Source organism: Pseudomonas sp. 3HC3 (assembly GCF_044904505.1).
In the GTDB taxonomy this organism is placed as follows: Bacteria; Pseudomonadota; Gammaproteobacteria; order Pseudomonadales; family Pseudomonadaceae; genus Aquipseudomonas; species Aquipseudomonas putida_Y.
On the sequence record NZ_JADDRH010000029.1, the window covers coordinates 1 to 14,102 of the forward strand.

Consider the following 14,102-nt stretch of genomic DNA (forward strand, 5'->3'; position numbering starts at 1 on the left):
ACGGCGGGTGGAGATTGGCCAGCAGGGCCGGCCCATTCGCGGGTGAACCCGCTCCTACGACGGTCTGTGCATGTGTGTAGGAGCGGGTTTACCCGCGAATACAGTGGTGCCGGCAACGGTGAACGGCAGGTGGAGATTGGCCAGCAGGGCCGGCCCATTCGCGGGTGAACCCGCTCCTACGACGGTCTGTGCATGTGTGTAGGAGCGGGTTTACCCGCGAAGAGGCCCGACCGGGCGACCGCTAGTTCAGATCACAGCCTGAACCGCCCAACCAACCCTTGCAAGTGGTTACCCAACCGCGCCAGTTCCACGCTGGAGCTGGCGGTCTCCTCACTCGCCGCCGAGGTCTGGTCGGAAATATCACGCACATTCATCACGCTGCGGTTGATCTCCTCGGCCACCGCCGTCTGCTCCTCGGCGGCCGTGGCAATCTGCTGGTTCATCGCCTGAATCGACGACACCGTGCGGGTGATGGTTTCCAACGAGCTGCCGGCGCGGCGGGTCAGCTCGACGCTGCTGTCGGTCAGTTGGCGGCTGTTGTCCATCACGCTGGCCACCCGTTGGGTGCCGCTTTGCAGGCCGGCAATCAACTCTTCGATCTCTTCGGTCGACTGCTGTGTGCGTTGGGCCAAGCTACGCACTTCGTCGGCAACCACGGCAAAGCCACGCCCGGCCTCACCGGCGCGGGCCGCTTCGATTGCCGCGTTGAGGGCCAACAGGTTGGTTTGCTGGGCCACCGATTTGATCACGTCGAGTACGCTGCCGATCTTGTCGCTTTCGGTCTTGAGCAGGTTCATCGCTTCGCTGGAGTTGACCACTTCGCTTGCCAGGCGCTCGATCTGTGCCACCGCCTCGCCCACCACGCGATCGCCCTCGCGGGCCTGCTGGTCGGCCATCAGGGCGGCTTCCGAAGCCTGTTCGGCATTGCGTGCCACATCGTGCACGGTGGCTGTCATCTGGTTCATGGCCGTCGCCACCTGGTCGGTTTCGACCTTCTGGTTGTTGACCCCGGCGCTGGTCTGTTCTGTCACCGCCGACAGCTCCTCGGCAGCGCTGGCGATCTGTGTGACGCCGTCGCCAATGCCGCCGATCAGTTCACGCAAGCCTTGGGTCATGCGATGCATGCTGGCTTGCAATTGGCCCAGTTCGTCGCGGCGTTGCACCTGCAGGCTTTGGGTCAGGTCTCCGCTGGCCACGCGTTCTGCGGCGTGCAGGGTCTGGCGCAGAGGGATGATGATCTGCCGGGTAATGGTCCAGGCGGCCAGCAGGCCAAGGGCCAGTGCCAGCACGGTGGCGACTGTGAGCAGTGTTTTGGCCTGCGCGGCAGCAGCATTACGCACCTCGGTTTGCGAGGTGGTCATCGTCTGGCTGGCCTGCAGCAATACCGTGCCTTGTTCAGCCATGCTTTGCAGCGCTTGTTCACTGGCACGCTGGGCATCACCGAACTGGGTCACGGCATCGCGGTAGCCGCCCATGGCCGTGGCGGCATCATCCAGGCTGGCAGCATGTTCGGCTGGCACTTTGGCCGGCAGTGCGCGCAGCTCGGCCAAGGCCTGGTCGATGGCCTTCAGTGCCGTTTGCTGGAAATCGGCATTGCCGCTGTAGGTGTAGCCACGCACTTGGAAACGCGCTTGTTGCAGCAGTGCGCTGACGTCCACCGCGTGCTGGTACTGATTGATGTCTGCACCTTGCAGCAGGCTACGTTGTACTCGGCCAATCAATTCAACGACTTTATCGGCGCTGCTACCCAGTACATCACGGCTTGCTTCGCGGCGTTGTTCGGCCTGCTTCAGCTCGTTGAATGCCTGCTGGTAGACGCGCACTGCCTCGCGCTGCTGTTCGAGGCGCTGGCGGTCGGCGGGTTGCTCGATCTGGCCAAGCATCAGTTGCACCTGGCGGTCGAGGTTGCCCAGGGCTTTTTCCAGCTCTGCCAGCGAAGCGTCGTCGCGGCGGCGATCGTAGAGCTGGCGGGCGATGCGCAGCTCCTGGGTGTATTGCTGGACGACAGAAATGTTTCCCAGTTTGTCGCCACGGTCGATGATGCTGTCCATGCCGTGCCAGCCGACCAGGGTAATAGCCAAGGTCAACAGTAGCACCAGGCCGAAACCCAGCCCCAGTTTGCGATTGACGCTCACATTGCCCAGCGATTGGGCTAACCATTGATACATGTTCGACTCCCCGGCGGCTTGGCAGCACAAATAATTGTTTTGTTGCCAAGGCCATCGGCCCGGGAGAGGGAAACTTGATGGGCAAAAAAGGGGTGTTTGTGTCAGAAAATACGCGAAAGCAGCGCGGTGACGGCGGTCTCCACCCGCAAGATGCGATCACCCAGCTGCACCGGCGCCAGGCCTGCCTTGCCCAGCAGGTCGATTTCGTAGGGGATCCAGCCGCCCTCGGGGCCGATGGCCAGGGTAACGGCTTGTTCTACGGCGCGCGGACAGGCTGGGTAAGGGCCGGGGTGGCCGACCAGGCCCAGGGTGCCTGCGGCGATGGTGGGCAGGCGGTCTTCGACAAAAGGCTTGAAGCGCTTTTCGATGATGACCTCGGGCAGCACGGTGTCGCGCGCCTGTTCCAGGCCCAGGATCAGGTTCTCGCGAATGGTGTCGGGCTGCAGGAAGGGCGTTTGCCAGAAGCTTTTCTCGACTTTGTAGCTGTTCAGCAGGATCAACCGCGGCACGCCCAGTGTGGCCACGGTCTGGAACAGCCGTCGCAGCATTTTGGGCCGAGGCACCGCCAGCACCAGGGTCAGCGGCAGCTTGGCCGGTGGCTGCTGGTCGAAGGCCACTGCCAGCTCGGCTTCGTGTTTTTCCAGGCGCAGCACCGTGGCCTTGCCCATCAGGCCATTGATACGGCCCACGCGCAGGTTGTCGCCCACCGCCACGCGGTGGATTTCCTGCATATGGGTGAAGCGCCGATCAGCAAGAACGACGCGGTTGGCCGAAACGAAGTCGGCCTCTTCAAGAAGCAACAGGTTCACGGTTGGGTCGCAGGTGGCTGGTCGTTATGGTCGTCGGCGGTTTCGTCGTGGGCGCTGCGCTTGCGGATCAGGCTGCCGCACAGCACGCCGATCTCGAACAGCAGCCACATGGGCACGGCCAGCAGGGTCTGGGAGAAGATGTCCGGTGGGGTGAGGACCATGCCGACCACGAAGCAACCGATGATTACATAGGGGCGGGCCTTTTTCAGGTACTTCACGTCGACGACGCCGATCCACACCAGCAGCACCACTGCCACCGGGATTTCGAAGGCCACGCCAAAGGCGAAGAACAGCGTCATCACGAAGTCGAGGTAGCTTGCGATGTCGGTCATCATCGCTACGCCTGCCGGGGTGGCAGCGGCGAAGAACTTGAACATCAGCGGGAACACAAGGAAATAGGCAAAGGCCATGCCGGCGTAGAACAGCAGGATGCTCGATACGAGCAGCGGAATGGCAATGCGCTTCTCGTGACGGTACAGCCCGGGGGCGATAAAGCCCCAGATCTGCTGGAGGATGAACGGGATGGCCAGGAACAGCGCCACTATCATGGTCAGCTTGAACGGCGTGAGGAACGGCGAGGCCACATCGGTGGCGATCATCGTTGCATTGGCCGGCAAGTGCTCGCGCAGTGGCGCGGAAACCAGTGTGTAGATCTGCTGGGCGAAGGAGAACAGCCCGGCAAAGATCAGGAAAATGACGGCAACGCAGCGCAGCAGGCGGGTGCGCAGTTCGGTCAGGTGTGAAACCAGCGGCATCGGCTGGTCGTGGTCCGGATTCTCGCTCATGGGGCTCGCGGCGGTTGAGGCGGTTGAGGCGGTTCAGACGGTGCGGCCGGGGCTGCAGGTGCTTCGACCGGCCTGGCTTCGAGCCCGGCAGGTGGCTGCACGCTGGCCGTGGTGACCGGCGGCTGCGCGGGTGGCGTCATGGGGTTGAGGATGCGCTTGGCTTCCTCTTCCATCTGCAGGATGTGCTCGTTATGCAGCTGGCGGCGGATGTCGTCGGCGCCAATTTCGCGCTCCACTTCCATCTTGATGCTGTTGAAGCTGCGCTTGAGCCGCCCGATCCACAGGCCTGCCGTGCGCGCTGCACCCGGCAGGCGCTCAGGGCCGAGCACCAGCAGGGCAACCAGGCCGACGAGCAGCAGCTCGCTGAAACTCATGCCGAGCATGGATCAGTCTTTCCGCTGCGGCTCTTGGACCGGTTGGGCCTGGCCTTCGATGGTGTGGCCTTGTTGCGGCTGCGCGGTGTTTTGCACCGGCGGCACAGGCTGGGCAGGCGGCGGAGTCTGCTCGGCCGGCTTGGTCTCTTCTTCGTTCATGGCCTTGCGGAAGCCCTTGATCGATTCGCCCAGGTCGCTGCCGAAGTTCTTCAGTTTCTTGGTGCCGAACACCAGAACCACGACCACCAGCAGGACGATCCAGTGTTTCCAGTCAAAGATACCCATTTCGTACTCCTGAAAATTGTGTGTACAGCATATCGATCCGGCAACCCGGTGCCTGTGGGAGCGGGCGCCCCCAATAAAACGTCAGGCAGATGGCTGGCGTGCGGCCTTCTCATCATGCCCGGACAAGCCGAAGCGGCGTTCCAGTTCATCCAGCACGGCTTGTGGATGCTGGCCCAGCGCACTGAGCATCACCAGGCTATGAAACCACAGGTCGGCGGTTTCGTAGATGACATCGCTGTAATCCTTGCTGATCTGGGCATCCTTGGCAGCAATGATCGTTTCGACCGACTCTTCGCCGAGCTTTTCAAGGATCTTGTTCAGGCCCTTGTGGTACAGGCTGGCCACGTAGGAGCTGTCAGGCGCCGCTTGCTTGCGTTCTTCAAGCACTTCGGCCAGGCGGTTGAGGGTGTCGCTCATGTCAGTGTCCTGCGTTGTAGATGGCATCCGGGTCCTTCAGGACCGGGTCGACGATTTTCCACTGGCCGTCTTCATAGACGCGGTAGAAGCAGCTTTCACGACCGGTATGGCAGGCGATATGGCCCAGTTGCTCGACCATCAGGATGATCACGTCGGCGTCGCAGTCCAGGCGCAGCTCATGCAGTTTTTGCACGTGCCCGGACTCCTCGCCTTTACGCCACAGCTTGCCACGCGAACGCGACCAGTAGATGGCACGCTGCTCGGCGGCTGTCAGGGCCAGCGATTCACGGTTCATCCAGGCCATCATCAGCACACGTCCGGTCTTGTGGTCCTGAGCGATTGCCGGTACCAGGCCATCGCTGTTCCACTTGATCTCGTCCAGCCAGTCTTTCATCGTCGACTCCAAAGCGGGCCCGCTCCTGTGCCAGGCCCTTTGCGCTAGTGTGCCAGCCACAGGCGCGGCTGGCTATTGGCGCACGATCAGGTAAAGGCCTGCAGCCAGCATCAGCCAGGCGGGCCAGGCGGCCGGGGCGGCCAGGCTGGCGGTTTCGGCAGCGCCTGCGGCCAAAACTGCCCCACCGCCAAGCAGGCCGGCGCCGAGCAGGCGCAGCGCCCAGCGGTCGCCCTGGCGGCGCCGTTCCGGCAATTGTGGATCGTGCAGGTGAGGCTGCGACAGGCGTTCGAGCAGGTCGCGGGTCATGCCGGCCAGGTGCGGCAGTTGCTCTACCTGGCTGTGCAGGTTGCCGAACACGGCTTTGGGGCTATAGCGGTCGCGCATCCAGCGCTCGAGGTATGGCTTGGCGGTGCTCCATAGGTCCAGGTCGGGGTACAGCTGACGGCCAAGGCCTTCGATGTTGAGCAGGGTTTTCTGCAGCAATACCAGCTGTGGCTGCACTTCCATGTTGAAGCGCCGTGCGGTCTGGAACAGGCGCATCAGCACCTGGCCGAAGGAAATATCTTTTAACGGTTTTTCGAAGATCGGCTCGCACACGGTGCGAATCGCTGCTTCGAACTCGTTCACCTTGGTGTTTGCCGGCACCCAGCCCGAGTCGATGTGCAACTGGGCGACGCGGCGGTAGTCACGCTTGAAGAAGGCAAACAGGTTGCGCGCCAGGTAGTCCTGGTCCTCGGCGGTGAGGCTGCCGACGATGCCGCAGTCGATGGCAATGTACTGCGGGCTCCACGGCTTGACCGTGCTGACGAAGATGTTGCCGGGGTGCATGTCGGCATGGAAGAAGCTGTCGCGGAACACCTGGGTGAAGAACACTTCCACGCCGCGCTCGGCCAGCAGCTTCATGTCGGTGCGCTGGTCGGCCAAGGTGGCCATATCGGTCACCGGTACGCCGTAGATGCGCTCCATCACCAGCACCTTGGGGCGGCACAGGTCCCAGTACACCTGGGGCACGTACATCAGCTCGGAGCCTTCGAAGTTGCGCCGCAGCTGGCTGGCGTTGGCAGCCTCGCGCAGCAGGTCGAGCTCGTCGTAGATGGTTTTTTCGTAGTCGCCGACGATTTCCACCGGGTGCAGGCGCCGGGCATCCGCCGAGGCGCGTTCGGCGGCCTTGGCGATCAGGAACAGCCAGGCCAGGTCTTGGGCGATGACCGGTTTCAGGCCCGGACGCACCACCTTGACCACCACCTCTTCGCCAGTTTTCAGGCGTGCGGCGTGCACCTGGGCCACCGAGGCCGAGGCCAGAGGCTCGACGTCGAAGCGGCTGAACACTTCGCCGACCTTCGCACCGAGCTGTTCCTCGATCAAGGCCACGGCTTTTTTCGGGTCGAAGGGGGGGACACGGTCCTGCAACCGCATCAGCTCGTCGGCGATGTCGGGGGGGAGCAGGTCGCGGCGGGTGGAAAGCAGCTGGCCGAACTTGATGAAGATCGGCCCCAGGTCCTGCAGTGCCAGGCGCAGGCGCGCGCCACGGCTAAGCTCGGTGGGCTTGCGTGGCAGCCAGCGCCACGGCATCAACAGGCGCAGGCTGGCCAGCCACCAGGGCAGCAAGGGTTGGTCGAACAGCAGGTCATCAAGGCGGTAGCGGATCACCACACGCTGGATGCGAAAAAGACGTCGGACGGCGAGCAGCTTCATGCGTTATCGCTGGTATCAAGGGATCGGGACAGGCGCCTGAGGCGCGCTTCGAGGCGTTCTGTATCAAGCTTCAAGGCATCGAGCTCGCTGAAGGCGGCTTCGGCCTCGCGCTTGCCGACCAGGGTACGGGATTCTTCGGCCAGGTATTCGGACAGGTTCTGGCTGAAACGTGCCAGGCCTTGGCGAGTCCAGCGAGCGCGCAGGCGGATATGGCCGGCCAGCATTGCCGTGGCGACCGGGCCAAGCCAGCGTTGCAGCTCGTGCTCCCAGTCCAGTTCCAGGTCCTGCAGCACACCGAACAGGTCGAGCAGTACGGCGCTGTCGCCGTGCAGCTCGACTTGCGGGCTGTGCAGCACGGCGGTCTTGTCCTTGGCCAGGGCCAGTTGCGCCAGGCTACTGGCGGGGGCGCGCAGGCTGCAGTCGACCTCACCCTGCCAATGGGCGGCGAGCATCAGGCCTTCTTCGTCGGGCAAGATGAACAGCTGCAGGGCCGGTTGGCGGCAGTCGATTTCGATGACCTTGCCTCCCAGCGCGGCCAGCCGCGGCAGGGCCGTGCTGTCCATGCGCAGGACGCGGTTCAGGCCATGTTCGACGCTGGCGAGCAGCCCGGCCAGCAACATCAGGGTTTGATTCCCCGGTGCACGGCAACGATGCCGCTGGTCATGTTGTGATAGGTGACGCGGTCGAAACCGGCCTCGACCATCATGCTCTTCAGGGTTTCCTGGTCAGGGTGCATGCGGATCGACTCGGCGAGGTAACGGTAGCTCTCGGAGTCATTGGTGATCAGCTTGCCAGCCAGCGGCATGAAAGCGAACGAGTAGGCGTCGTAGGCCTTGGACATCAGCTTGTTGGTCGGCTTGGAGAACTCCAGGATCAACAGACGGCCACCGGGCTTGAGCACGCGCAGCATCGAACGGATGGCGGCGTCCTTGTGGGTGACGTTGCGCAGGCCGAAAGCGATGGTCACGCAGTCGAAGTGGTTGTCCGGGAACGGCAGCTTTTCAGCATCGGCCTGGACGAACTCGATATTGCCGGCCACGCCGCGGTCAAGCAGGCGGTCACGGCCTACCTTGAGCATCGAATCGTTGATGTCGGCCAGCACCACCTGCCCGGTCGGCCCGACAAGACGCGAGAACTTGGCCGCCAGGTCACCGGTACCGCCGGCGATGTCCAGCACGCGGTTGCCGCTGCGCACGCCTGACAGCTCGATGGTAAAGCGCTTCCACAGGCGGTGCATGCCGCCGGAAAGCACGTCGTTCATCAGGTCGTACTTGGCTGCCACCGAGTGGAACACTTCGGCGACTTTCTTCGCCTTCTGGCTTTCAGGCACGTCCTGATAGCCGAAATGGGTGGTGGGTTCGGCGTGGTCGCCTTTGCGCTGGTCGTTCATATCGCTTCACCGGAAAAAATTACCGCCATTCTAGGGCGAACGGGCGGATTTGTCTTGGCGGGGTGTGCCAGTGGGCAGGGGCGGGCATAATGCGCATTATGTCTACATCTTCAGGAACGTCCGCATGACCCAGATCAGCGTCGAACGCAAACACTCCCTCGGCCGTGATGCCGCCCGCGCCAAGGCCGAAGCGCTGGTCGACAAGCTCAGCCGCGAGTACGACCTCAAGGCCACCTGGAACGGTGACCGTGTGGACGTTGCGCGCAGTGGCGCCAATGGCAGTGTGCACATTGGCGACGACAGCATCCGCGTCGAATTGAAGCTGGGCATGATGCTGTCGATGATGAGCGGCACCATCAAGGGGGAGATCGAGCGGGCGCTGGACAAGGCCCTGGCCTGAACCGGCGCCGCCCTGTGGCTACTGCGGCGCGTCCGCCGGGAAAGGAATGATACCAATCACTTGCTCCAGGCGCAGATCGCCGCGGTAGATCGCGATGCGCTCGCGTGCGTCTGCGGCCTGCTCGAGCATTGCCTTTCGGCCCCTTACGCCTGCATCCCAGAATTTGAGGTGGCCCTTGACGAAGTCATGCCCCCTCGCTTCGAGGCTGGGATAATGAAAATGCGCCTCCCACAGTAACCGCTGTGGCGCTTGTACATCGCGAACCTCGTAGACGTCGAGGTAATCATTGGCGTGACGTAACTGTCGGCGAATCACGGTTTGCCTGATCCGAATCCGGTTCTGCTCAGCCAGGAAGCGAAGGGCCTTGCCGTCGGGATGGCGGGTGTTCAGATACGCGTCGGTGAGTAGCCGAAGTTTTTCGTGATGGACGCGGTCTACCGCTGCCCGAAGGAGGTCGACCAAGCCGTAATCCAGTGGATTGTTAAGCTCGGTCAGTTGCTGCTGTACTTCGCGCATGTCACCTGCCGGCCATTCCAGAAAGTCGCTCAGGCTGTTGGGCTCATCGGCATAGTGAGCGGCGAAGGCGATTTTCCCATCCACCTCTGCCAGCAGGCGGTTTGCTCGCTGGCGCAGCTGTGCGCGGTCATGCTGGGCCGGCCGCGCTTGCTCAGGCACGGCATGCCACACCCCGTCGCGTTGCGTGAAGCTGCCCGCAGGCTCCTGGTTGAATGCACTGCGCTGGATAGCACGGTTGCCCATTTGGTCTATTTCCACCAGTAGCGGTCGACCTCGGTCAACACGGATGACCCGGCGTCTGATCGTCGCGGGCCGATGATAGGGCGTTGGCGAGGGCGGGCTGATGCCGCTGTCGAGGTTGGTCAAGGTCGCACTCAGTTGCTGCTCCGTGATCTGGGTAATCGTGGACAGTTCGCGTATGTATTCGTCCAGCACGTCAGCGACCAGCGCAGGCGAGTCCAGCGTTTTCATGTATTGGGCGCGGTCCAGCACGGTACGGTACTTCTGAAGGATATCCTCAAGCAGTTCTGCTTTGACCTGGGCCGTCTCTTCGGTGGCTGCCAGCCCGTCGTGGCTCCATACCGTGCGGCTGAATTCGATGCCGCTGAGCGGCGCGCGCATTGCCAGCAAATGCTCGGCTGTGTCCGCAGCGAGCCGAGACTTGTCCACGGTGAGGTAGGCCAGGTCACTGAGCAGTTGGGCCCGAATGACCAGTGTCGAATACGTCCTGCGTCGGATGGTCTGAGCGAGTTTCGTGGCTTTATTGGCAAAATCGATCTTGGGGTCCTGCAGTGTTTCCGCCAGGACCCGGTCCAGCCGCTGGCTGACGACAAGCAGGCGGCGGCTGGCTTGGCAGGAATCGCGTACCCGCTCGCGATAGTCGAGGTATTGCTGTATCTGTTCGGCAGTCTCCGGAAAGCGGGGCAGCCCGGTGGCCTGCGCGCTCAGTGCCTGATGGTCGACCTGCTCCAGCAAGCGTCGGCACAGCAGCATGTCGTTTTCGATGGCTGCGCCATACCAATTGCCGTATCGGCGTCGGCTCGGGGCTCGGGTGTCGAATTTGCTGAACCGTGGTTCGGCCATCTCCTTGAACACTTCGATGTTCCCATGCAACAGCGTGCTCTGCCGTTCCAGATAGAGCGCGGATGCCCTGATCTCTGGCAAGTGGCGCAGGCGCTGGGCTTTGAGTGCCTGCCTCTGAAGCTGCAATGCTGGCGGCGGTGTAGCACGCTCCTGTGCAGGTAGTGCATCGATAGCCATGCTGTACTCCAGCGCGAGGTCGTCATAAGCCTGCAGTTGCACTCGGCTGCGTTCCATAAGTGGCGCCATCTGATTAAGCGCTTGTTGGTTCGCCGTGGCGGTTGTACTCAAGGTGTCGAACCGCTGGCGGTTTTCAGCGTTGATGGATTGCCTGTTCCTTGGCATGCCGCCAGAGAGGTTCAGATTCACGGTCCATTGGCCATTCCAGCGCGTCAGCCAGGGGCCTTTTTGGCGTTCACGGCCAACGATATGGTAGCCGTCCGGGGCGCCATCCCATTGGGACACCCACTCGCTGCTGCTCGGCTCGGGGCCGATGATCTGCATGCCGTTCCACGTCTCGATGACCTCATAGGCGCCATCGCCCAACTTGGCGTAGTAACGGCCGGCGATATTGAACAACCCACGCAAACGACCCCTTGTCAGTGGCGCTTGCCCTTCGAGTGGCTGCGAGGCTTGCAGTTGGGCCAGTGACTGGCGCTCCTGTACCGACAGGTTGCTCAGGCGCTGCCCGTCATGCCAGCCATCTACACGCACGAGCGTGGGCCGTGGCGCCTCGACGGGGGGCTGCCAGGGTTTCTCCTGTGGCTGCTCGAGCGCTGGGGGCGGGGTCTCTTCCTTCGGCGCAGGGCCTGAAAAACGTAGCCTGGCGGGCTCTTCGCTGTTGGCAGGTGGCGTTGCAGGGCGGTGGGCAAGGAGCAAGGCCAGGTTGGTGACCAGGTCTATGGCTGCGACGATATTGTCGTCACCGCTGCGCTTGATCAGCGCCTCGACGTCTTCCTTGACTGCCGACAGCGCCACCACCAGCCACACCAGGGTGGTCATCGGGCCATGCCAAAGTTGGGTGACGGTATTGAAGATCGCCCACGCAGCCTCCTTCACCAAAGCCCGCACTTCCTGGGCATTGGAGACGCTGTTGCTGGCTGAGGCCAATAACATGGTCTCGATGCGGGCGTTGAACAGGTGGGTGTCCAGATCATCCGTCCAGGCCTGGAACGAGGCCTGGACCGGGCGTCTGAGGCGTTGCAAAAGACCGTCCAGCAGCTCGAGCGGCACATTGAGCAGGTGCGTCAGCGTGGTGATGTTCGGGTGCAGGTGCGGGTGCGTGAACCCGTCGTTCTGGTAAATCGGACGCGCGTCATCGTTGAGCCAGGCCAATACGCTCTCTTGCAGTTCGCCCCTGCTGCGGATTGCGTCCATCAGCAATTCGAGGGTCGGAAATTCCTGCAACGCCTTGTCGGCATAGAATGGGCGGTACAAGACCCAACTGCCGCTTGCCGGTATTTCGATGATGAACATCCCGTGCGCCACATCGCTTGCCGAAGCGCCAGGTGCGCAAAGAAATGCCAGGGGGGCGATGCGCAGAAGGTCCATGCCATTGTCCATGCCCTGGCAGAATCTGAGCATTGCCTGGCTTGCTGTTTCGCCTAGCTGTTGCTCAATCTTGGCCTTCAGGGTGCTGAACCGAAGGGCGTATCGCCATTCCCTGGCATGCTGTCGGATTCGCTCGGCCCTGCGCGGTTGGGTGTTGACTTGGTCCTTCAGGTAGGAGGGGTAGTGACCGCCGATGTCGACCTGATGAATCAAGCCCCTGATCTGGTCGATGCTCAGCCAGTCGGTCACAGGCGAGCCGTCCTCGAAACTGATCCCGCTCATCACCTCGCCAGCCTCCAGCCGCAGGCGTGAAATCGCCAGGTCGGTCAGGGGCACCGTGCGCAAGAACAGTGACTGCCCTTGTGTAGCGGCGCCGATGATGGCCTGGGAAATGCGGATGTGCACCTTGTTCGGGTCGTGTACCGCCTTGTCTGGGTAGCTGGTCTGCAGGGTCTCACGCAAGCGGCGAGCGGCGTAATCACGGATATCTTCAACATCGCCCAGCGATGTGCAGCCCTTCGACCGACCTTGGCTCGCCGCCAGATCGAGCAGTGCAGTGTGATAGGCGTAGCGGTCCTCAGCGCTGGCATTGAGCAGCCATCGCGGCGGGCTGACGGAGGGTGCAGCTTGCTCCTGCGACGGCAGGTCGAAGAAGTAAGCTGACGGGTCGCTCACCTGGCGCAGTTGTCGCTCCAACTCGTCGACGGTTGCCAGGCCGCCAATACGCAGGCGGCCGATGTCGTCCAGGATATCGTTCAGCAGTTGCCTGGCCTGGAAGGCGAAAGGGTGTCCGGTTACCTGCGTGTGTGCCCAGGACAACGTTTCGAAGCGATAACGTTGCGCTAGCTGCCGTTGCAGCGCGGTGGCAAAGCTGGGCAGGTCGACATGGCGGTGAACCGAACCGCAGGGTTTGCATTGCAGAACCAGGCTGCGGGTGCCGCTTGTGGTGATGAGCAACAGATCCGGTAGGGTAACGGTGTGTTCCCCGCCATCCGTTCCAAGCGTGACTTGTATCGCCTCGACAGCCAGGCTGTCGAATACCCCGTCGAGCAGGGCGTACATTGCCGCTTTTTCATCATCTTCAAGGCCTTGGCGAGGGAGGTTTTCAAGCAATGCGGCCTTGATGGTGTGTTCCAGCCAGAGCATGCGCGAGAGTTGGCTGTCTTCGTCGAGTCCGTTCCAGAAGCCGACCTGGGCTTGCTGGAAGGCCGGTATCAACGCGCCAAGCACGGTATCGAAGTCATCGCTGAGCTTCGTCAGGTCCGGCATGATTTCGGGTTGGCGGATGTTGTCCTGGCCTTGCTGCTGAACTTGAAACACATGGGGCGGGCTGATGCTCAGCTTGTCTGCGGCGCTCAGTTGCACACGTTCCTTGGCCAGGAAATGCTTGAGAAGCTCGTCCAGCAGCCCGCTCTGACGTGGCAGATCATCTGTGCTGGCCGGTGCATGCAGGATGACGAAAGGGTCGAGCGATGTGATGTGAGGATGGTTGCGGTGCAACCATGGATACCGGTCGCTGAAAGTCTGAAATGCTTCTTTTGATAAAACGTCCCGCAGGCTGGGTCGTTTGGAGAAACAGGCTGCCACGCTTTGCTTGAACGTCAGCCTGGGTGGGTTTGCTACAACAGTCATGGCGTCGATGTCCGTGAGGTGAAGCCTGCGACGCTAGCGCTATGGGTAAAAGGGCTCGCGGTATATAGATGCGACAACGAAGACCTTAGGGTGAGGTTTCTAATTTTCTTCCCTACCTTATGTTCAAGCCCAGCCTCCATGGGCGGTTTTCCACCACTCATGAGCATGAGGTACACAGCATGGCCAAAGTGATTGTGAAGAAAAAAGACGAAGCCCTGGGCACGCTTGGCGAGGTGCGCGGCTATGCGCGCAAGATCTGGCTGGCCGGCATCGGCGCCTACGCCCGCGTTGGTCAGGAAGGCTCTGAATACTTCAAGGAGCTGGTCAGGGCGGGTGAAGGTGTCGAGACACGCGGCAAAAAGCGCATCGACAAAGAGCTCGATGCCGCCAACCACCAGCTTGACGAAGTTGGTGAAGAAGTGAACCGCGTACGCGGCAAGGTAGAAATTCAACTCGACAAGATCGAAAAAGCTTTCGACGCACGGGTCGGTCGCGCCTTGAATCGCCTGGGTATTCCGTCTAAACATGACGTTGAGGCGTTGTCGATCAAGCTTGAACAGTTGCATGAGCTGCTTGAGCGTGTCGCGCACAAACCATAAGGAGAGC

At 62.0% G+C, this 14,102-nt stretch carries 13 protein-coding genes and 1 pseudogene; 2 read left to right on the forward strand and 12 right to left on the reverse strand.

From position 1 onward, the window contains the following. Positions 1-251: 251 nt before the first annotated feature. From INQ47_RS24410 to ubiE, 11 genes and pseudogenes are all read right to left on the reverse strand, one after another. Positions 252-1,124 (reverse strand): methyl-accepting chemotaxis protein, encoded by an 873-nt coding sequence (locus INQ47_RS24410; RefSeq protein ID WP_404702814.1) that lies wholly within the window; start codon positions 1,122-1,124, stop codon positions 252-254. Then, a pseudogene (locus tag INQ47_RS24415) lies at positions 1,107-2,168 on the reverse strand (methyl-accepting chemotaxis protein); the annotation flags it as partial. The pseudogene INQ47_RS24415 and the gene INQ47_RS24410, both read right to left, overlap by 18 nt. Before the next feature lie 101 nt (positions 2,169-2,269). Continuing rightward, the gene (locus INQ47_RS24420; RefSeq protein WP_021783737.1) at positions 2,270-2,977 is read right to left on the reverse strand and encodes a 16S rRNA (uracil(1498)-N(3))-methyltransferase; all 708 of its coding nucleotides are present in this window, start codon (positions 2,975-2,977) and stop codon (positions 2,270-2,272) included. Then, entirely contained in the window at positions 2,974-3,762 is a 789-nt protein-coding gene (tatC, locus tag INQ47_RS24425; RefSeq protein WP_252458859.1) for a twin-arginine translocase subunit TatC, read from the reverse strand. Before tatC ends, INQ47_RS24420 begins: the two co-directional genes overlap by 4 nt. Continuing rightward, positions 3,759-4,145, reverse strand: a complete 387-nt coding sequence (gene tatB, locus INQ47_RS24430) for a Sec-independent protein translocase protein TatB (protein WP_252458858.1) — start codon at positions 4,143-4,145, stop codon at positions 3,759-3,761. The genes tatC and tatB overlap by 4 nt, the downstream gene beginning before the upstream one ends. 3 nt (positions 4,146-4,148) lie before the next feature. Then, positions 4,149-4,421 carry a twin-arginine translocase TatA/TatE family subunit gene (locus tag INQ47_RS24435; RefSeq protein WP_016489564.1) on the reverse strand — a complete coding sequence of 91 codons (273 nt, stop codon included), beginning with the start codon at positions 4,419-4,421 and terminating at the stop codon, positions 4,149-4,151. Positions 4,422-4,502: 81 nt separating this feature from the next. Next, positions 4,503-4,838 carry a phosphoribosyl-ATP diphosphatase gene (locus tag INQ47_RS24440; RefSeq protein ID WP_003249283.1) on the reverse strand — a complete coding sequence of 112 codons (336 nt, stop codon included), beginning with the start codon at positions 4,836-4,838 and terminating at the stop codon, positions 4,503-4,505. 1 nt (position 4,839) lies between these two features. After that, positions 4,840-5,232 (reverse strand): phosphoribosyl-AMP cyclohydrolase, encoded by a 393-nt coding sequence (gene hisI / locus INQ47_RS24445; RefSeq protein WP_021783739.1) that lies wholly within the window; start codon positions 5,230-5,232, stop codon positions 4,840-4,842. Positions 5,233-5,304: 72 nt separating this feature from the next. Continuing rightward, positions 5,305-6,927 (reverse strand): ubiquinone biosynthesis regulatory protein kinase UbiB, encoded by a 1,623-nt coding sequence (ubiB, locus tag INQ47_RS24450; RefSeq protein ID WP_021783740.1) that lies wholly within the window; start codon positions 6,925-6,927, stop codon positions 5,305-5,307. Continuing rightward, positions 6,924-7,547 carry an SCP2 domain-containing protein gene (locus INQ47_RS24455; protein ID WP_404702807.1) on the reverse strand — a complete coding sequence of 208 codons (624 nt, stop codon included), beginning with the start codon at positions 7,545-7,547 and terminating at the stop codon, positions 6,924-6,926. The genes ubiB and INQ47_RS24455 overlap by 4 nt, the downstream gene beginning before the upstream one ends. Next, on the reverse strand, positions 7,547-8,317 hold the full coding sequence (ubiE, locus tag INQ47_RS24460) for a bifunctional demethylmenaquinone methyltransferase/2-methoxy-6-polyprenyl-1,4-benzoquinol methylase UbiE (RefSeq protein ID WP_009682367.1): 771 nt from the start codon (positions 8,315-8,317) through the stop codon (positions 7,547-7,549). The genes INQ47_RS24455 and ubiE overlap by 1 nt, the downstream gene beginning before the upstream one ends. Positions 8,318-8,441: 124 nt before the next feature. On the opposite strand from ubiE, the gene INQ47_RS24465 reads away from it, so the two are divergent. Beyond that, positions 8,442-8,717, forward strand: coding sequence for a polyhydroxyalkanoic acid system family protein (locus INQ47_RS24465; RefSeq protein ID WP_003249289.1), 276 nt, complete (start codon positions 8,442-8,444; stop codon positions 8,715-8,717). An 18-nt stretch (positions 8,718-8,735) separates the two neighbouring features. Here INQ47_RS24465 and INQ47_RS24470 read toward each other — a convergent pair whose 3' ends face one another. Beyond that, positions 8,736-13,496 (reverse strand): hypothetical protein, encoded by a 4,761-nt coding sequence (locus INQ47_RS24470; protein ID WP_404702808.1) that lies wholly within the window; start codon positions 13,494-13,496, stop codon positions 8,736-8,738. Positions 13,497-13,675: 179 nt separating this feature from the next. Between INQ47_RS24470 and INQ47_RS24475 the strand changes: the two genes are divergently transcribed. Further along, positions 13,676-14,095 carry a phasin family protein gene (locus INQ47_RS24475; protein ID WP_252458855.1) on the forward strand — a complete coding sequence of 140 codons (420 nt, stop codon included), beginning with the start codon at positions 13,676-13,678 and terminating at the stop codon, positions 14,093-14,095. The last annotated feature ends 7 nt before the right edge of the window (positions 14,096-14,102 follow it).

Excerpts from the sequence above, each read along its gene's own strand:
- INQ47_RS24410 (WP_404702814.1), bottom strand. The coding sequence starts at position 1,124 with ATGCATCGCATGACCCAAGGCTTGCGTGAACTGATCGGCGGCATTGGC.
- tatC (WP_252458859.1), bottom strand. The coding sequence starts at position 3,762 with ATGAGCGAGAATCCGGACCACGACCAGCCGATGCCGCTGGTTTCACAC.
- tatB (WP_252458858.1), bottom strand. The coding sequence starts at position 4,145 with ATGCTCGGCATGAGTTTCAGCGAGCTGCTGCTCGTCGGCCTGGTTGCC.
- INQ47_RS24435 (WP_016489564.1), bottom strand. The coding sequence starts at position 4,421 with ATGGGTATCTTTGACTGGAAACACTGGATCGTCCTGCTGGTGGTCGTG.
- INQ47_RS24440 (WP_003249283.1), bottom strand. The coding sequence starts at position 4,838 with ATGAGCGACACCCTCAACCGCCTGGCCGAAGTGCTTGAAGAACGCAAG.
- hisI (WP_021783739.1), bottom strand. The coding sequence starts at position 5,232 with ATGAAAGACTGGCTGGACGAGATCAAGTGGAACAGCGATGGCCTGGTA.
- ubiB (WP_021783740.1), bottom strand. The coding sequence starts at position 6,927 with ATGAAGCTGCTCGCCGTCCGACGTCTTTTTCGCATCCAGCGTGTGGTG.
- INQ47_RS24455 (WP_404702807.1), bottom strand. The coding sequence starts at position 7,547 with ATGTTGCTGGCCGGGCTGCTCGCCAGCGTCGAACATGGCCTGAACCGC.
- ubiE (WP_009682367.1), bottom strand. The coding sequence starts at position 8,317 with ATGAACGACCAGCGCAAAGGCGACCACGCCGAACCCACCACCCATTTC.
- INQ47_RS24465 (WP_003249289.1), top strand. The coding sequence starts at position 8,442 with ATGACCCAGATCAGCGTCGAACGCAAACACTCCCTCGGCCGTGATGCC.
- INQ47_RS24470 (WP_404702808.1), bottom strand. The coding sequence starts at position 13,496 with ATGACTGTTGTAGCAAACCCACCCAGGCTGACGTTCAAGCAAAGCGTG.
- INQ47_RS24475 (WP_252458855.1), top strand. The coding sequence starts at position 13,676 with ATGGCCAAAGTGATTGTGAAGAAAAAAGACGAAGCCCTGGGCACGCTT.